At 69.5% G+C, this 17,624-nt stretch carries 18 protein-coding genes; 6 read left to right on the top strand and 12 right to left on the bottom strand.

All coding sequences use genetic code 11. The features are described from left to right. Positions 1-29: 29 nt before the first annotated feature. The 6 genes from JOD31_RS04900 to JOD31_RS04925 form a co-directional block, all read right to left on the bottom strand. On the bottom strand, positions 30-689 hold the full coding sequence (locus tag JOD31_RS04900; protein WP_428980898.1) for a 2,3-bisphosphoglycerate-dependent phosphoglycerate mutase: 660 nt from the start codon (positions 687-689) through the stop codon (positions 30-32). Positions 690-795: 106 nt separating this feature from the next. Then, on the bottom strand, positions 796-2,196 hold the full coding sequence (locus JOD31_RS04905) for an NAD(P)(+) transhydrogenase (Re/Si-specific) subunit beta (RefSeq protein WP_204949145.1): 1,401 nt from the start codon (positions 2,194-2,196) through the stop codon (positions 796-798). 8 nt (positions 2,197-2,204) lie between these two features. Continuing rightward, the gene (locus JOD31_RS04910) at positions 2,205-2,648 is read right to left on the bottom strand and encodes an NAD(P) transhydrogenase subunit alpha part 2 (protein ID WP_204949146.1); all 444 of its coding nucleotides are present in this window, start codon (positions 2,646-2,648) and stop codon (positions 2,205-2,207) included. Beyond that, positions 2,648-3,790 carry a Re/Si-specific NAD(P)(+) transhydrogenase subunit alpha gene (locus JOD31_RS04915; protein ID WP_204949147.1) on the bottom strand — a complete coding sequence of 381 codons (1,143 nt, stop codon included), beginning with the start codon at positions 3,788-3,790 and terminating at the stop codon, positions 2,648-2,650. The genes JOD31_RS04910 and JOD31_RS04915 overlap by 1 nt, the downstream gene beginning before the upstream one ends. A gap of 4 nt (positions 3,791-3,794) precedes the next feature. Beyond that, the gene (locus tag JOD31_RS04920) at positions 3,795-4,079 is read right to left on the bottom strand and encodes an aa3-type cytochrome c oxidase subunit IV (protein WP_204949148.1); all 285 of its coding nucleotides are present in this window, start codon (positions 4,077-4,079) and stop codon (positions 3,795-3,797) included. A gap of 305 nt (positions 4,080-4,384) precedes the next feature. Next, a complete protein-coding gene (locus tag JOD31_RS04925) occupies positions 4,385-5,752 on the bottom strand; it encodes an ABC1 kinase family protein (protein WP_204949149.1) in 1,368 nt (455 codons plus the stop codon). 188 nt (positions 5,753-5,940) lie between these two features. On the opposite strand from JOD31_RS04925, the gene JOD31_RS04930 reads away from it, so the two are divergent. After that, entirely contained in the window at positions 5,941-7,365 is a 1,425-nt protein-coding gene (locus JOD31_RS04930; protein ID WP_204949150.1) for an alanine/glycine:cation symporter family protein, read from the top strand. Positions 7,366-7,378: 13 nt separating this feature from the next. Here JOD31_RS04930 and JOD31_RS04935 read toward each other — a convergent pair whose 3' ends face one another. The 6 genes from JOD31_RS04935 to JOD31_RS04960 all read right to left on the bottom strand — a co-directional run bounded on the left by JOD31_RS04935 (position 7,379) and on the right by JOD31_RS04960 (position 12,924). Next, positions 7,379-8,020, bottom strand: coding sequence for a class I SAM-dependent methyltransferase (locus JOD31_RS04935; protein WP_204949151.1), 642 nt, complete (start codon positions 8,018-8,020; stop codon positions 7,379-7,381). Then, positions 8,017-9,204: a tRNA 2-thiouridine(34) synthase MnmA gene (gene mnmA / locus JOD31_RS04940; RefSeq protein ID WP_204949152.1), complete on the bottom strand. Its 1,188-nt coding sequence runs from the start codon at positions 9,202-9,204 to the stop codon at positions 8,017-8,019. Before mnmA ends, JOD31_RS04935 begins: the two co-directional genes overlap by 4 nt. A 58-nt stretch (positions 9,205-9,262) precedes the next feature. Next, positions 9,263-10,183: a hypothetical protein gene (locus JOD31_RS04945; protein WP_204949153.1), complete on the bottom strand. Its 921-nt coding sequence runs from the start codon at positions 10,181-10,183 to the stop codon at positions 9,263-9,265. A 51-nt stretch (positions 10,184-10,234) separates the two neighbouring features. After that, complete coding sequence (locus JOD31_RS04950; protein ID WP_204949154.1) at positions 10,235-10,810, bottom strand: hypothetical protein; 576 nt, start codon at positions 10,808-10,810, stop codon at positions 10,235-10,237. Positions 10,811-11,039: 229 nt separating this feature from the next. After that, on the bottom strand, positions 11,040-11,714 hold the full coding sequence (locus JOD31_RS04955) for a flagellar hook assembly protein FlgD (RefSeq protein WP_204949155.1): 675 nt from the start codon (positions 11,712-11,714) through the stop codon (positions 11,040-11,042). 16 nt (positions 11,715-11,730) lie between these two features. Further along, positions 11,731-12,924 (bottom strand): flagellar hook-length control protein FliK, encoded by a 1,194-nt coding sequence (locus JOD31_RS04960; RefSeq protein ID WP_204949156.1) that lies wholly within the window; start codon positions 12,922-12,924, stop codon positions 11,731-11,733. Between the two features lie 484 nt (positions 12,925-13,408). Here JOD31_RS04960 and sciP point away from each other — a divergent pair, with 484 nt between their 5' ends. From sciP to fliN, 5 genes are all read left to right on the top strand, one after another. Further along, positions 13,409-13,684, top strand: a complete 276-nt coding sequence (gene sciP, locus JOD31_RS04965) for a CtrA inhibitor SciP (protein ID WP_020184309.1) — start codon at positions 13,409-13,411, stop codon at positions 13,682-13,684. Between the two features lie 162 nt (positions 13,685-13,846). Next, positions 13,847-15,538 carry a flagellar basal-body MS-ring/collar protein FliF gene (gene fliF, locus JOD31_RS04970; RefSeq protein ID WP_204949157.1) on the top strand — a complete coding sequence of 564 codons (1,692 nt, stop codon included), beginning with the start codon at positions 13,847-13,849 and terminating at the stop codon, positions 15,536-15,538. Between the two features lies 1 nt (position 15,539). Continuing rightward, positions 15,540-16,580 carry a flagellar motor switch protein FliG gene (gene fliG, locus JOD31_RS04975; RefSeq protein ID WP_204949158.1) on the top strand — a complete coding sequence of 347 codons (1,041 nt, stop codon included), beginning with the start codon at positions 15,540-15,542 and terminating at the stop codon, positions 16,578-16,580. Continuing rightward, positions 16,570-17,271 carry a FliH/SctL family protein gene (locus tag JOD31_RS04980; protein ID WP_204949159.1) on the top strand — a complete coding sequence of 234 codons (702 nt, stop codon included), beginning with the start codon at positions 16,570-16,572 and terminating at the stop codon, positions 17,269-17,271. The genes fliG and JOD31_RS04980 overlap by 11 nt, the downstream gene beginning before the upstream one ends. Further along, complete coding sequence (fliN, locus tag JOD31_RS04985) at positions 17,268-17,615, top strand: flagellar motor switch protein FliN (protein ID WP_103120747.1); 348 nt, start codon at positions 17,268-17,270, stop codon at positions 17,613-17,615. The genes JOD31_RS04980 and fliN overlap by 4 nt, the downstream gene beginning before the upstream one ends. Positions 17,616-17,624 lie beyond the last annotated feature (9 nt).

Here is a 17,624-nt window from a genome sequence, read left to right on the forward strand (position 1 = left end):
GCTCAAGACCCGCGACAGCCGGCGTCCTGTCAGACGACGGGCCGATCTCCAGCGCGATCGCCTGACGGCAGCTCCGCCTTGACCAGCCGCTCGCCCTCCTCGGCCAGCGTGTAGACGAGGATCTGCGCGGTCCCGATGTTCACGTCCTCGATCGTCTCCGGATCGATGCCGTCGAGCCGCATGAGCATGGAGCGCAGCGCGTTGCCGTGGCCCACCAGCAGCACGCAGCCTCCGGCGCGGACGGCCGGGGCGATCGCGCGCCCGTAGAACGGCCAGACGCGCGCGGCCGTCATGGCCAGGCTCTCCCCGCCTTGCGGAACGGCGTCGTAGGACTTGCGCCAGATCCTGACCCGCTCAGGCCCGAAACGCTCGCGCGCCTGGGTCTTGTTGAGGCCCGCGAGCGCCCCGTAGTCGCGCTCGTTAAGCGCCGGATTCCGAACCACCGGCAGGTCGGACTGGCCGAGCTCTTCGAGGATCAGCTCCATCGTGTGGCCCGCGCGTTTCAGCACGCTGGTGAAGGCGTGCGTGAAGCGGAAGCCCAGCCGCGCGAGCTCCCGCCCCGCGGCGCGCGCCTCGTCCTCGCCGCGGGCGGTGAGCGCGGGATCGCGAAGACCCGAAAACAGGTCCTGTTCGTTGTCCTCGCTCTGTCCGTGCCGGATGAGGACGAGACTGCGGGAGAGATCGGTGATCATCGGGGCGTCATGCCGTTTCGGAGGTGTCGGCGACAGTGTCGCACAAACGAAAAGGCCGGGCGCATGGCCCGGCCTTCCCACGTGGTCGTATCGTCGTCGCGGCTCAGAGGCTCTTGACGATGCTCTCGGTCATCTTCTTGGCGTCGCCGAACAGCATCATGGTGTTGTCGCGGAAGAACAGCTCGTTCTCCACGCCGGCGTAGCCCGCCGCCATGCCGCGCTTGATGAACAGCACGGTGCCGGCCTTCTCGACGTCGAGGATCGGCATGCCGTAGATCGCCGAGGTCTTGTCGGTCTTGGCCGCCGGGTTGGTGACGTCGTTCGCGCCGATGACGAAGGCGACGTCCGCGCCCGAGAACTCCGAGTTGATCTCGTCAAGCTCGAACACCTCGTCGTAGGGCACCTGGGCTTCCGCCAGCAGCACGTTCATGTGGCCCGGCATGCGGCCCGCCACGGGATGGATGGCGTACTTGACCTCGACGCCCTCCTCCTTGAGCTTTTCGCACATCTCGCGCAGCGCGTGCTGGGCCTGGGCCACCGCCATGCCGTAACCCGGCACGATGATGACCTTGGACGCGTTCTTCATGATGTAGGCGGCGTCCTCGGCCGCGCCCTGCTTCACGGGGCGCTGTTCGGCCCCGCCGGCCGCTCCCCCGCCGACCGCGGCATCGCCGCCGAAGCCGCCGAGGATGACGGAGATGAAGCTCCGGTTCATGCCCTTGCACATGATGTAGGACAGGATCGCTCCGCTAGAGCCCACCAGCGCGCCGGTGATGATCAGCGCGAGGTTGCCGAGCGTGAAGCCGATGCCGGCCGCGGCCCAGCCGGAGTAGCTGTTCAGCATCGAGACGACGACGGGCATGTCCGCGCCGCCGATCGGGATGATGATCAGGAAGCCGAAGGCGAGCGAGGCCAGCACGATGAGCCAGAACACGAAGTGGCTCTCGGTCATGACGAAGATGATCGCCAGGACGATGATCAGGGCGGCGAGGCCGCCGTTGATCAGGTGCCGCATGGGCAGCATGATCGGCTTGCCGGACATGCGTCCGTCGAGCTTGGCGAAGGCGATCAGCGAGCCCGTGAAGGTGATCGCGCCGATCGCGACGCCGAGCGCCATCTCCACCAGCGACTGGCCGTGGATCTGGTTGGGCGCGCCGATTCCGAAGGCGTCAGGAGCATAAAGCGCGGCGGCCGCCACCAGCACGGCGGCGAGGCCGACGAGCGAGTGGAACGCCGCCACGAGCTGCGGCATCGCGGTCATGGCGATGCGCTTCGCGGTCACCGCGCCGATCGCGCCGCCGACGCCGAGGCCCGCGATCACGAGGACCCAGCCGCCGAGGCCGTGGGGCGGCGAGACGAACAGGGTGGTCAGGATCGCGAGCGTCATGCCCGCGATGCCCATGGCGTTGCCGCGGCGCGAGGTCGCCGGGCTCGAAAGCCCCTGCAGCGACAGAATGAAGAGGACGCCGGCGATGAGGTAGAGGATCTGGACGAGGTCGGTCATCGGTCCCGTCAGCCCTTCTTCTTGTACATGCCGAGCATGCGCTGGGTGACGAGGAACCCGCCGAAGATGTTGATCGAGGCGAGCACGAGGGCGACGAAGCCGAAGCCTCGAGCCCACCACGGGCCGGAGCCGCCGGCGAGATCGACGCCGACCGCGAGCAGCGCGCCGACGACGATCACGGACGAGATGGCGTTGGTGACCGCCATCAGCGGCGTGTGCAGCGCGGGCGTCACGCTCCACACCACGTAGTAGCCGACGAACACCGCCAGCACGAAGATCGCGAGCCGGAACACGAAGGGGTCGATGACCCCGCCGGACACGCCGTGGAGGGCTGCGCCCGCCGTGTCCGCGATCTGGTCGGCGTAGGCTTGGGCGTTGGCGGCCGCCTCGCGGGCGAGGTCCGCCGAGGCCTGGGCGCGTTCCGCCGCCTCTTCAGGGGAAAGCACGGCCATCAGTTCGCCTCCGCCGGCTTGGCGATCGGGTGGATGACGGCGCCGTCGCGGGTGAGCGCGGTCGCCTTGACGAGCTCATCGTCCCAGTTGACGGCGAGCTCCTTGGTCTCCTTGGAGATCATGGTCTCGAGGAAGGACGACAGGTTCTTGGCGTAGAGCGCCGAGGAGGATGCCGCGAGACGGCCGGCCACGTTGAGGTGGCCGACGATCTTGACGCCGTCGATCTCGACGACCTCGCCCGGAATCGCGCCTTCGACGTTGCCGCCGCGCTCGACCGCGAGGTCGACGATCACCGAGCCCGGCTTCATCGACTTGACCATCGCCGCCGTCACCAGGCGCGGCGCCGGACGGCCCGGGATCAGCGCGGTGGTGATGACGATGTCCTGCTTGGCGATGTGGGCCGCCACCAGCTCGGCCTGCTTGGCCTGGTACTCGGCCGACATCGGCTTGGCGTAGCCCGCAGCCGTCTCGGCCTGCTTGAACTCATCGTCCTCGACGGCGACGAACTTGGCGCCGAGCGAGGCGACCTGCTCCTTGGCGGCGGGACGGACGTCGGTCGCCGAGACCACGGCGCCGAGGCGGCGCGCGGTGGCGATGGCCTGCAGGCCCGCGACGCCCGCGCCCATGACGAAGGCTCGCGCCGGCGGAACGGTGCCGGCCGCGGTCATCATCTGCGGCATGGCGCGGCCGAACTCAGCCGCGGCGTCGATCACCGCGCGGTAGCCCGCGAGGTTTGCCTGGGAGGACAGCACGTCCATCACCTGCGCGCGGGTGATGCGGGGCATCAGCTCCATCGCGAAGGCGGAGACGTTGGCGGTGGCGAGCGCCGCGATCGCGTCGGCCTGGCCATAAGGATCCATGGTGCCGATGACGAGCGCGCCGGGCTTCAGCCCCGCCAGGCTCTCGGGGGACGGCCGACGGACGGTGAGCAGCACGTCGGCGCCGGCGAGGGCGTCGGCGCGCGAGGCGGCGATTGTGGCGCCGGCCTCTTCGTAGGCGGCGTCGGTGACGCCGGAGGCGACGCCCGCGCCGGTCTCAACGCTGATGTCGGCCCCGAGGCCCTTCAGCTTCTTGACGACGTCAGGCGTCAGCGCGACCCGCGGCTCCGCCGCGTCGGTTTCTTTCGCGACTGCGATTTTCATCGGTTCAGACGACGTACCAGAGCGCGACGACCGCGAGGGCCGCGACCGCCATCGGGATGATGGTGCCCTTCTCCGATACCGCCCCGATCACGCCGCCGATGATCGAGAGCACGATGCCGAGACCGCACAGCCACCACGGACCGGTGACGCCGCCGATCGCCAGCGAGATCACGACCAGCACGATCATCGCCGTGCCGACCTTGGACATTTTCATGACCGCGGCGTAAGTCCGCTCGTGCTCCGCGTAGTCGTTGCCCGTCGCGGTCGCGAATTCCGTGGTTCCGGCCATGATAAAGTCCCTTTGTGCGTTCTAATCGGCGCTTGGACTTTCGGCTTTAGCGGAAACGCGGGGGGGAGGCAATTCCCTTTCAGCTTCTGGCATGCCAAATACCAGTAACTTTCAGCCCAGCTAAATCCCTGAGAACGCAGGCGGTGCGACGACATCGCAGCGAGGCGCGCGATCGGCCTCCCTCGTAGGACGCGCGGCTGCCCGCAGCGTCGCAGGGGCTCCGGACAGGGCGTCGACGGCGAGGATGGGCGCGGTCCGAAAACCGCGCGCTGAACCGTCTGAACGGGGCGCCCACGATGGCCGGCTCAGGCGTTGAGGCCCGCCGTCGCCATGGCTTCGGCTTGCCGGGCTCCGACGCGCTCGACGGTGAAATCCGCGATCGCCTCCTCGAACAGGCGGCGGAAGTTCAGCTCGGCCTGCAGGTGCAGGAACACGCCGCCGAGCCCGATCGCGGCGCGGTCCATGAAGACGAACTCGCGCGGGATGCGGATCGGGCCCTTGCGCTTCAGTTCCTGATGGACGCGGAAGGCCTCGGCGCGGCCATAGGCGCCGGGCGACACCCCGTCGGCGATGGTCCGCACCCGGTCGTCGAGCAGCGGGCCGTAGATGAAGCGCGCCCAGATGTTGAGGACGTCGATCAGCTCGCGCTTCAGGCCGCGGAACCCCCAGGTCTCGTAGGCGTGCACCACCCGCGCGTCGTCGCCGTCGCGCAGACCCTCGTAGAGGTCGACCACGCCGCCGACGAAAGCGGGCGGGAAGATGCGGATGCAGCCGTAGTCCAGCAGGTTCACGCCCTGCGGCTCGCCGCCCTCGTCGAAGGCCGCGTAGTTGCCGAGGTGCGGGTCGCCGTGGATCACGCCGTGGCGCGAGAACGGACGCCACCACGCCTTGAACATGGCGACGGCCAGCCGGTTGCGGATCTCGAGCGGGGCCTCCTTGTGGACCAGCAACCGCCGGCCCTCCAGCCAGTCGAGCGTCAGGAGGCGCCCCGTCGAAAGCTCGTTCCAGACGCCGGGCACGCGCACCTCGGGCGTGTCTCTCAGCATGACGCCGTAGAGCGCGGCGTGCTTGGCCTCGCGGCGGTAGTCGAGCTCCTCGCGGATGCGCGCGCCGATCTCCTCGACGATTTCGGAGGTGTCGATCGCGCTGTCGAAGCGGCGGCGCAGGTCGAACAGCAGCGACAGCTGCCCGAGGTCCGCCTCGACCGCCGACGCCATGTCGGGATACTGCAGCTTCACCGCCAGCAGCGCGCCGTCCTGCGCCGTCGCGCGATGGACCTGGCCAAGCGAGGCCGCCGCCGCCGGCTCCTTCTCAAACGATCCAAACTTCGCCTGCCAGTCCGGCCCGAGCTCCGCCGCCATCCGGCGTTTCACGAAGGCGTAGCCCATCGGCGGGGCGTCGGACTGGAGCTGCGACAGCTCCTCGGCGTACTCCGGGGGCAGCGCGTCGGGGATGGTGGCGAGCAACTGCGCCACCTTCATGATCGGGCCCTTAAGCCCGCCGAGCGCGGCGCGCAGGTCCGCGGCCCGGTCGGCCCGGCCGGTCGCGCGTCCAAGAAGCTGCGAGCCCGCGATCCGCGCCGCCACCCCGCCGACGTTGACGCCGACCCGCGCATAGCGCGAGGCGCGGGCCGTGAAACGGTTGCGTTCGTGATCGATGTCGCTGGGTGCCATGACGGTGGTTCTAGCGCGAATGCGCCGCAAAACCATGGCCGTCCGCGCAACGCCGGCGGCCCTGCGGGGCGCTCCCGCAACAAGGTTGTCCGTTTATCAACACGCGTTAAACTCGAGGGCGAGATCGAGGCGGAAACACGCCGAAATTTGGGCGTGGACGTCGGCGGCGGAGCGGGCGAAGGGCGACCATGGACTCGGTCATCGATTTTCTGAACACGATCTTCTGGGGCTACGTGCTGATCTACGGCCTGCTCGCCGTCGGCGTGTATTTCACGGTGCGCCTGAAAGCGCTGCAGATCGTCCACTTTCCCGAGATGATCCGCGCGGTCACCGGATCGAGCGCTTCGGACCATGCAGGCATCACGCCGTTCCAGGCGCTCTGCACAAGCCTCGCCTCTCGGGTCGGCACCGGCAACATCGCGGGCGTCGCGGTGGCGCTCTATCTCGGCGGCCCCGGCGCGATTTTCTGGATGTGGGTGGTCGCGACGCTCGGCATGGCCACAGCCTTCGCCGAAAGCACTCTCGCCCAGCTCTACAAGGTCAAGGACTCGGAAGGCCGATACCGCGGCGGCCCCGCGTTCTACATCGCCAAGGGCCTGAAGGCGCCTTGGGCCGGCGCGGTGTTCTCGATCTGCCTGATCCTGTCCTTCGGCCTGGTGTTCAACGCGGTGCAGGCGAACTCGATCGCCGACGCCATGGAGGGCGCCTTCGGCGCGCCCAAGCTCACGACCGGCGTCGTGCTGGCGCTTCTGTCCGCCCTCATCATCTTCGGCGGCATCCCGATGATCGCGCGCGTGGCGGAAATCGTGGTGCCGTTCATGGCCGTCGGCTACCTCGGCGTCGCGCTCTACGCCGTCGCCGTGAACATTTCCGAGGTTCCGGCGCTGATCGCCCTCATCGTCAAAAGCGCGTTCGGCTTCGGTCCTGCAGCGGGCGGCGTCGCAGGTTCGGTCGCCGCCGCGATGCTGAACGGCGTCAAACGCGGGCTGTTCTCGAACGAAGCCGGCATGGGTTCGGCGCCCAACATCGCAGCCGTCGCGACGCCGGACCCGCACCACCCCGTCAGCCAGGGTTTCGTGCAGGCGCTCGGCGTGTACATCGACACGATCCTCATCTGCACCGCGACCGCGCTGCTGATCCTGCTGTCCGGCGCGCTCGCTCCGGGCTCCGGCCTCACCGGCACGCAGCTGACGCAGACCGCCATGGAGCACCACATCGGCTGGGCGGGCCCCTACTTCGTCGCCATCGCGATCTTCTTCTTCGCGTTCACGTCGATCATCGGCAATTACTCCTACGCCGAGAATGCGCTCGTGTTTCTCGGGATCGACAGTAAAGCCGGCAAGACGATCCTGCGGATCGCGGTGATGCTGATGGTGGTCTGGGGCGCCTACGAGTCGGTCGCGACGGTCTTCAATGCAGCGGACGCCTCCATGGGCCTCATGGCGACAGTGAACCTGATCGCGATCTGCCTGCTGTCCGGCCTCGTGTCGAGGCTGACCAAGGACTATTTCGCGCAGCGGCGCGCGGGAAAGACCCCAACCTTCCTCGCAAGTTCGATGCCCGAGCTCGAGGGCAGGATCGACAAGGAGATCTGGAGCCGCCAGCGCGAATGACCGCGGCCCGCGGTCACCCCGCCCGCTTGATCCGGATCATCTTGAAGAACGGCGCGGGGAAGATCGAGACGACCTCGACGACGCTCATGTCGGGCGTGGTGGCGGCCCAGGCGGCGAGGCGCGAGACCTTGAAGTCGGTGGACCAGCCGACGGTCTTCACCACAGGCGCGAGCGCCGCTTCGACCTTCATGAGCAGCCCGTCCTCGGCGCCCATCTTGGACGCCACGATGATCTCGCCGCCGGGTTTCAGCACCCGGCGCATCTCGGAGAGAGCGGCTTCCGGGTTCGGCACCAGCGTGATGACGAAGGGCACGGTGACGGCGTCGAACGCGGCGTCGGGCAGGCCGAGGTTGCAGGCGTCCATGACGGAGAGCCCGCGGACCTGGGTGAGGCCCTGCGCCACCACCTTCTCGCGCGCCTTCGCCAGCATGTGCTCGGAGAGATCGACGCCGACGACGCGCGAGGTCGACGGGTAGTAGCGCAGCACGAGGCCGGTGCCGACGCCGACCTCGAGGATGTCCGGACCACAGGCGGCGGCGGCGGCCGCGGCCTTCTTCTGGCCGTCGGCCAGAAACCGCACATAGACCTTGTCGTAGAACTTGGCCCAGATCTCGTAGGCCTTCTTCTGTCCTTCCAGATCGTACTGGACGCTCACCGCATGGCCTCGCTCGCCGCTTCATTTGCCGCGGGAACGCGCGGCTGAGGCCGAACGATCCCGCCGCCGAGCACCCGCTCGCCTGTCGCCTCGTCGTAGACCACGCACGCCTGCCCCGGCGCGACGCCGCTCTCGCCGTCGAGCAGCTCCACCTCGGCCTCGGCCGGCCCGAGCGCCGTGAGCCGCGCGGGAACCGCCGGCCGCGTCGAGCGCACGCGGGCGCGCACGGCGAGCCCCGCGACGTCCTCGAAGGCGCCGTCGCCGAGCCAGTTCATGTTGCGCAGGCGGATCGTCCGCGTCTCCAGCGCCTCGCGCGGGCCGACGACCAGCGTCTTCGCGCCGGCGTCGATGCGCACGACATAGAGCGGCTCGCCGACAGAGAGGTTCAGGCCGCGACGCTGGCCGACGGTGTAGCGCAGCACGCCGTCGTGGGTCCCGAGCCGGCGGCCGTCGATGTGCACGACCGGCCCCGGCTCGGCGGCGCCGGGCTTCAGCTTCTCGATCATGTCGGCGTAGCGGCCGTTCGGCACGAAGCAGATGTCCTGGCTGTCGGGCTTGTCAGCCACGATCAGCCCCAGTTCGCGCGCGACCTCGCGCACCGCGGGCTTCGGCAGGCCGCCGAGCGGGAAACGCAGCAGCGACAGCTGGTCCGGCGTCGTGCCGTAGAGAAAGTAGGTCTGGTCGCGGTCGGCGTCGACGGGGCGGTAGAGTCCGCGGCCGCCGCCCGGCAGCGCGCGCGACGCGACGTAATGGCCGGTGGCGAGGGCTGCGGCGCCGAGATCCCGAGCGGTCTGCAGCAGGTCGACGAACTTGACGGTCTGGTTGCAGGCGACGCAGGGAATCGGCGTCTCGCCGGCGAGGTAGCTCGCGGCGAAGGGGTCGATCACCGCCTCGCGAAACCGCTGCTCGTAGTCGAGCACGTAATGCGGGATGCCGAGCGTCTCCCCGACGCGCCGGGCGTCGTGGATGTCCTGGCCGGCGCAGCAGGCGCCCTTGCGGGCGGTCGCGGCGCCATGGTCGTAGAGCTGCAGCGTGACGCCGACGACGTCATAGCCCGCGCGCGCCAGCAGCCCCGCCACGACGGAGGAATCGACGCCGCCGGACATGGCGACCACGACGCGCGTGTCGGCGGGCGCGCCGGGCAGATCGAGATCGACGGTCGGGGTCAAGGCGTGTCCAGCCATGATGCGTTGCGGCAGGTCTTTACCGCGCGCGGCGGCCTCGCGAAAGCGGGGCGGCCGCTTATCTGTCCGGCGCCGGCGCGAGGATCAGTCGGATCGGCTCGAAACCGGCCCGCTTCTTCCATGTCAGAAGCCCCTCCCCGCCATGCTCGGCCGCGCCGTAGAGCACGACGCGCACGCCTTCGGCGAGCGGCTCCCCGCTCTCGATCAGCCAGCGGATAACGGCGTCGTGCAGCAGGTTCATGACGCCGTGGCCGAGATGCTCGCCGTGGCCCATCAGGTCGGTGTAGTGCAGCACGTCGCCGATGCGCATCAGCTTCATGTAGGCGACGAGCCGGCGATCGACCTTCACCGCGCCCTGAACGTGTCCGGGCTCGGGCAGGAACACGCCCCACCACAGCGTCCAGTGCCGCGGGCACTTCGGCATGCGCCAGGTCGCGGGCCGGCCTGCCGGCTTCGCGACGTCCTCCGGCTTCAGGAACCAGTAGTCGAGCACGGGGCCCGCGGCGCGGGAGCGCATCGACGTGCGCACGGCGTGGATGTCGTAGACATGGGCGTGCACGGAGAAGCGCTCGGCCACGTAGCCCATCTTCGCCGCCTTGCGGATCTTCGGAAGGGTGCGCGACGAGCGGCGCTTCACCGCCGCGTCGAAAGCGGCGGCGGAGACGAACCGGTCGAGGTCGATCGCCATTGGCGTCAGCGACAGACGCCGCGCGATGCGCCCGAGCGTCTGGTCCCAGGCGCCCTCCCCGCGCGCCTTCACCGCATAGCGCGCGACCACGCGGCGGCGCTCGCCCCCATCGAAGCCGCAGTCCGGGCCGCAGCCCGCGACGCGATGGGGGTGGATCGCGATCTCGGGCGGGCCGCCGACCGCCGCGCACTCGAAGCCGGCGACGCGCCGCCGGCCGAGCGCCAACGCGAGCGCCGGTTCGTAGGTCGAGTGATAGAAGGCGAGCGCCGCCCCCTTCAGCTTGTTCGCCATCGGTCGTCGTCGGTCCTGCGCCTGCCGCGTCCCAGCGCTCGATCCGTAGCGTCAGCTACCGGCTTTTCGAGATCGGTAGGCGATCCGCGCCGCGCTGAAGGCGTCGCGTGGGCCCATACAGCTCACCAAGCCATAGGCGTATAGATTGTTCTTCACGAGCCGGTACCGTTCTTTGATGGGTATGACGATCGCCGTCCGCGCGTCGGCCGTCGTGGGCATCCGAGCGAGGTCGAAAATCGTCGTGACCTCACCAATCTGCAAGTTGACCCTCTGCAGCACGACGCTCATTGCTCCAAGCGTGGATGGCGACGAGTAAAAGACGTTCATGCTCGTCATGACCGCTTCGTCGGGCAGATGAACGCCTGCCGACACGCACACGTTTCCCTGAGCGTAGTTGGGATTCACGCGAACCAAGCTCGGGAACCAGCCGTATTGCCCAAAACCGCTGGTGACGACCGGCGCTAAGGCATGCGGCGCGATCGAAAAAAAGCCCGTCTGCACGTCCGCGTCGACAAAACTGTCACTGGTCACGGCGACCGCCAGCCCTCCGACCGCGACCGATGCGACCACGCCGAGCACGACCGCGGGCGTTCGCCTGCGCAACAGGCCGCCAAAAACATCAAGCATCACAGCCCCCTGAATGCTACATCTGCGACGTTTCAGATCTTGTGCGTGCACAGTAACAGCGAGAGGGCATCTACGACCTATCGATACTTTCGTCCCGATCAATCAGCGTTTTCTGGATCGCGCATGCAGGAGCGAAAGCGCGGGCGCGAACGCGTCCCGGGGCGTCACCGCCTCGAGCGGGCGTCGCGGCGAGCGGAGCCGTCGTTTGAGATGGTCGTGGCGCGGTCGCTCAGGAGCTGGACGCGGTCGTCGCCTTCACCTTGGTGACCGCGCTCAGCGGCACGGTGAGGCTGCCGATCAGCAGGACCGGGATGTCGCCGCTGAAGTCGACGCCGTCGACGACCCCCGTCACTTCGGTGCTGACCTCGGAGCCGTTTCCGGCGCTGTCCACGCCGCTGACGGTGACGGTGTAGTCGCCGGCCTTGGCGGCGGAGCCGTCGGTCTGCTTGCCGTCCCAGGTGAAGGTCGCCGTGCCCTTGTCGAGCGCCACCGTCTTGGTGGCCACCAGGTCGCCGTCGGCGTTCCGGATCTTCACCGTCGCCGTGACGTCGTCCTCGGCCGAGGTCAGGCTCCAGCTCGCCTTGTTGTTCGTGAGCGTCGCGGTGTCGCCGGCGGCCGTCACGGTCTTGCCGACGAGGCCCACGGCGGTGTCGGAGCCCGCCGTCTGCGTGGCGCTCAGGATCGCGCTGAGGGTCGTGTTCGACTGCAGCTGCTGCTCGACGCCGGCGAACTGCACAAGCTGCTGGGTGAACTGGTTGGTGTCCAGCGGGTCCAGCGGGTTCTGGTTCTGCAACTGCGTGGTCAGCAGCGTCAGGAAGGTGTCGAAGTTGCTCGCGAGCGTCGAGCTTGCGACCGAGGTGCTCGCGGAAGCGGAGGTCGAGGTGGAGGTCGCGGTGATCGACATCAGGAGATCCTTCGGCTCAGACGCGGACGTCCAGCGCCGACGCCGCGGCGCGGAGCGGGCGATAGGCGATGGGGGCGGCGTCGCGCCCGATGGGGGTGTCGGTCTCGTTCCCGTCCGGGAGGCCGCCGGCCGGCTCGCGCCGCGCCTGCCGGTCGCCGGCGTCCGCGCCGCCCGAGCGCACCTCGACGGTGAAGCCTCCCTCGGGCAGCCGGAAGCCGGCCTGCTCGAGCGTGCGCTGGAGCGCGCGGGCGTCGTTCTGCAGAAGGTCGCGCGCTTCGGCGCTGTCGACGGTGAGCTTCGCGCCGACGCGGCCGCCGCGGCCGATGTCGAGCCGGACGTCGATGCGGCCGAGGTCGGCGCCATCAAGCTGCACCTCGAAGCGGGTGCGCCGCAGGCCGGCGCTGGCCGCCGCGACAGCGTTCGACACGACGGCTGACGCCAGCGCGGCCGTCGCCTGCGGCGCGGTCTGGGCGGCTGCCGCAACGCTTTGCGTCGGCCGCGCCGCCCCGGGATCGATCGACGGGACGGCGGAAGAAGAAGAGGAGAACGTCGCGGCGCCGTTGTTCTGGAGCGTCGCAGGGGCCTGAGCCTCGGTCGCCTTGGAGCCGTGGGTCTGGCCGCCGGCGCCCTGCTGGCCGTCGCCGCCGCCCGCATCCGTTGAGGCGCCGTCGCCGAGGGACGGCGCGGTCGGGTCCGGGGCCGCGACGGCGGGGTCGGAGGCGGTCGGCGCCAGCGGGTCCGAGGAGGCGCCCTGCGTCGCAGGCGTCGCGGCGACGCCCGCCGCGACCGCGGCCTGATGCGCGGTCGCCACCGACGGACCGACGGCAGGCTTGGCCGCCGTATCACCGGCGTCGGCCGAGGCCTTGGATGGATTTGCGGAGTCTGTCTCGCCCGCGGGGTCCGGATCGGTCGTCCCGACCAGCGACACGATCCCCTCCCCCGTCGCGTTTGGCTCGCCGGAGGCCTGCGCGGTCGGATTCGCGACGATCTTCTGTTGCGCGCGAGCGGGCGCGTGCGGGTCCGTCGCGGTCGGCGTCGCGGGGACATCGCCGGTCGACGCCGCAACGGCCGCGCCTTCCGCCGGCGTCGCGGGGATTGCGAGAGGCGGAAGCGCCAGGGCGAGCACCACGTCCGGCGAGGCTTCGCCGCGGCGCGCCGAGCGCCGTTCGGTCTCGCTTATGTCCTGCTCCGCGGATTCCCTGTCGTCCACGGCGCGCGTGCGCGGGTTGGACGGGGCTCGCGGGCTTGCGAAAGAATCGCCGGCTCCAAATTCGTCCGTCGCGGCGGAATTCGCTGCATCGAGCGCCCGCGCGAAGTCGTCGTCGGCCTGCGCGGCGCGCGCCGACGGGGCCGGCGGAACCGGTGCCTGGACGCTTGAGCTGGACGAGACGGGATGCGGCATGAGCGGGACCAGGACGCGGACGCCCCACAGGTCGCAATCGGCATGCCATCGAAAGCGCTTGGAAAATGAGGGCTTTGGCCGACCTCACGCCCGGCGATTTCTGCCGGGGTAGGAAAATTTTGCCTCCGCCGGCCGTCGACTAGCAGAACGCAAAGATCATAATTCGTTAAAGTTTGAATTACTAGTTTTTAACCTTTGGAGACCGGTCGAAATCGGCTTTTCCGCTTAGGTAAATGTTAAATCCACCGACGTAACGTCATCGAAGACGGGAAAGTCGCGTGTGAGAGTACCGATGACGGAATTGCATCGCGGGCGGACCAAATATGTGATCGGACCGGACGGTAGTCCGCTGACGATCGCCGATTTGCCCCCTTCCGACACGAAACGCTGGGTCATCCGCCGCAAGGCCGAAGTCGTCGCCGCAGTGCGCGGCGGGCTTCTGAGCCTGGAGGAGGCCTGCCAGCGCTACACCCTCACGGTCGAGGAGTTCCTGTCATGGCAGGCCTCGATCGACCGACACGGCCTTGCGGGCCTGCGCACCACGCGGATCCAGCAGTATCGGGCCTGATCTCCTCAAGATCAGAACGTGACCAACGCCGGCGCCTCGCGCCGGCGTTTTCGTTTGCGCCCCGCCCCGGCGGGCGGCCGTTAACGACCCGTTTACCATACGGCAGGCAAATCTTGCCGGGTGGCGCGTGACCGACCAGCGGCGGCGCGCCGGGAGACGGCAGTGAACGGGTTCGTCGGATTCTTGCGTTCCTTTGGGGCCGGCCGCATCGCCGCGATGCTCGCCGTCGCCCTCGCGCTCGTCGGCTTCTTCGCCTTTACGATCGTGCGCTTCTCCCAGCCGCAGATGGTGGCGTTGTTCACCGATCTGTCGATGACCGACTCGGCGGCCATCATCAAGGAGCTCGAGCAGCAGAACGTGCCCTACGAGCTCCGCAACGAGGGCGCGGGCATCCTGGTGCCGAAGGAGAACGCGGCGAAGCTCCGGATGGGCCTCGCCGAAAAGCGCCTGCCCTCCGGCGGCGGCGTCGGCTGGGAGATCTTCGACAAGGGCGACGGCTTCTCCGCGACGAGCTTCGTTCAGAACGTCAATCACCTGCGCGCGCTCGAAGGCGAGCTCGCCCGCTCCATCAGCTCGCTCAACCGGGTGGACGCCGCGCGCGTCCATCTGGTGATTCCCGAGAAGCCGCTGTTCACGCGCGACGCGCCGCAGCCCTCCGCCTCGATCGTGGTGCGGGTCCGCGGCGATCTCGACGGCGGCGAGGTGCGCGCCATCCGCCATCTGGTCGCCTCGGCCGTGCAGGGCCTGAAGCCGGAGAAGATCTCGCTGGTCGACGAGGGCGGACGCCTGCTCGCGGACGGCGCCGAGGGCGAGGACGGCGGGACGGCGGCGGCGGAGGAGCGCACCGTGACGCTCGAGCGCCGCCTGCGCGAGCGCGCGGAGGCGATTCTCGGCCGCATCGTCGGACCGGACCGCGCCCGCGTCGAGGTGCGGGCCGAGATGGACAATACAAAGTCCACCGTCACCGCCGACACCTTCGATCCCGAAAGCCGCGTGGTGCGTTCTACGCAGACGCGGGAGGAGAGCTCGCAGTCGAGCCAGCCCGTCGACCAGACGGTGTCGGTCGGGAACCAGATCCCGAACGGCGCCGCCGCTCAGGCCCAGGCTCCGGCCGCGACCGGGCCGAAGGACGCCTCCAACAAGACCGAAGAGGTTGTGAACTACGAGATCTCCCGCACCACCCGCACCGAGGTGAAGGACGCGGGCCGGTTGAAGCGGATCTCGGTCGCGGTGCTCGTCGATGGCGTCTACACGCAAAGCGCCAACGGCGACGCCGCCTACGCCCCCCGCAGCCAGGAGGAGCTCGACCGCATCGGCGCGCTGGTGCGCTCCGCCGTCGGCTTCGACCAGGCCCGCGGCGACGTGCTCGAGGTGGTCAACCTCCGCTTCGCCACCATGCCCGCCTCGCAGAGCGCGGGCGACGCGCCGGGCATGTTCGATTTCAGCCGCGACGACCTGATGCGCTGGGCCGAGCTCGGGGTGCTCGCGCTGCTCACCGTGCTGGTCCTTCTCGTCGTGGTCCGCCCGCTGGTGCGCAAGGCGCTGTCGCCCGACCGGGTCATGCTCGTCGCCAACGGCGCCGGCGGCGTCAGCATTGTTGGCGCCGGCGACGCCGGCGGCGCGGGCGGCGTCGTCCAGCTGACGGCCGGCGGGACCCCCGCCCTCGCCTCGCCCGACGGCTCGGTCGCGGGGCTCCCCGCCGGGACGGACGCGGAGGCGGCCCAGCGGATCGCGATCGCCGAGCTGTCCGGCCGCGTGCAGTCGCAGTCGGTCCAGCGCATCGGCGAGCTGGTGCAGAACAATCCGAACGAGACGGTCGCCATCATCCGCCAGTGGCTGCAGGAGCCCGCCTGAGATGGCCCGCGTTCCCGCCCGCTCCACCGCGGTCGCCACGACCGACCGTTCGCTGACGGGCGTCGAGCGCGCGGCGGTGCTGATGCTCGCGCTCGGCGACGAGCACGGCGCGCCGATCTGGAAGCTGCTCGAGGACGACGAGATCCGCGAGGTCTCCTCGGCCATGGCGAGCCTCGGGTCGATCGAGATGGCGAAGGTCGAGACCCTGCTGGTGGATTTCGTCGGGCAGCTCTCGGCCGCGGGCGCGCTGATGGGCAACTTCGACTCGACCGAGCGCCTGCTCGCGCGCTTCCTGCCGAAGGACCGCGTCGGCACCATCATGGAGGAGATCCGGGGTCCGGCGGGGCGCACCATGTGGGAGAAGCTCTCCAACATGCAGGAGGCGGTGCTCGCGAATTACCTCAAGAACGAGTATCCGCAGACCGTCGCCGTGGTGCTGTCGAAGATCCGCGCCGAACAGGCCGGCCGCGTGCTGTCGATCCTGCCGGAAGACTTCGCGCTCGACGTGGTCAAGCGCATGCTCGCCATGGAGAACGTGCAGAAGGACATCCTCGAGCGCGTCGAGCAGACGCTCCGCTCCGAGCTGATGTCGAACCTGTCCCAGACCTCGCGGCGCGACCCGCATGAGCAGGTCGCCGAGATCTTCAACTCCTTCGACCGCCAGACCGAGACGCGCTTCCTGACGAAGCTCGACGAGGAGGCGAAGGAGAGCGCGGACCGCATCAAGCAGTTGATGTTCACCTTCGACGACCTCGCCAAGCTGAACGCGGCCGGCGTCCAGACCCTGCTGCGCGACGCCCCGCGCGACAAGCTCGCCGTCGCGCTCAAGGGCGCGAGCCAGGCCATGCGCGACTTCTTCATGGGGAACATGTCGAGCCGGGCCGCGAAGATGATGTCGGACGACATGGAGGCGCTCGGCCCCGTTCGCCTGAAGGACGTCGACGAGGCCCAGGCGATCCTGGTCGGCGTCGCCAAGGATCTGGCGGCCTCGGGCGAGATCGTGATCTCGAAGAACAAGGAGGAGGACGACTTTGTCTACTGACCTCCCCTCCCCGCGCGACGACGGGCGCCCGCGCCCGGCGCGCTTCCTGTTCAACCAGGACTTCGGCGCGCCGCCGGCCCCGAAAGCGCCGGCCGCCCCCCAGGGCCCTGCGATGGTCTCGCTGGAGGACCACGAGGCGGCTCTCAAGAAGGCCGAGACCTCGGCGTTCCGCCGCGGCGAGGCCGACGGCCGCAAGGCGGCGCGCGACGCCGATTCCGCCCGCCTGACCGCCGCGGTGGAGAGCCTCGGGGCGCGGCTCGCGGAGGCCCTGGCCCAGGCGGACGCGCGCGCGCGCGTCGCCGAGCGCGAGGGGGTGGCGCTCGCGCTCGCCCTCGCCCGGAAGATCGCCGGCGCCGCTGTCGCCCGCGCGCCGATGGCCGAGATCGAGGCCGCCGCCGAGGCGTGCTTCCTGGAGCTTCGCCAGGCGCCCCACGTCGCCGTGCGCGTTACGCCCGACGTCGTCGAGCAGGTGCGCGAGCAGCTTGCGTCCATGGCGCATGAGCGCGGCTTCGCCGGCCGGCTGATCGTCCTCGGCGACCCCGAGGTCGCTAAGGGCGACGTGCGCCTGGAATGGGCGGACGGCGGCGTCGTGCGCGATTCCGAGGCGGTCGCCCGCGCGATCGACGACGCGATCGCGCAGCACTTCGCCGCCGAGGGCGGCGCCGACGACATCGAAGGAGCGACGCCATGAGCGCCGGCAAGGACATCCCGCTGCCCGAGCTCGACAACGATGTCGACTTCTCGACGCCGGCCAAGCGCAAGGACGACGAATCGCACGAGACCCGCGGCGCCGCCGACCTCGAGGCGGTGTTCGACGTGCCGGTCTCGGTCTCCGCCGTGCTCGGACGCGCACGGATCGACGTCGGCTCGATGCTGCGCCTGAAGCCCGGCGCCGTGCTGGAGCTCGACCGCAAGGTCGGCGAGGCCATCGACATCTTCGTCAACGACCGCCTGGTCGCTCGCGGCGAGGTGGTGCTGGTCGACGAGCGGCTCGGCGTGACCATGACCGAAATCATCAAGCCCGACCGGACCTGAGCGGAGGAC

The organism is Methylopila capsulata, from assembly GCF_016907975.1.
GTDB lineage: Bacteria > Pseudomonadota > Alphaproteobacteria > Rhizobiales > Methylopilaceae > Methylopila > Methylopila capsulata.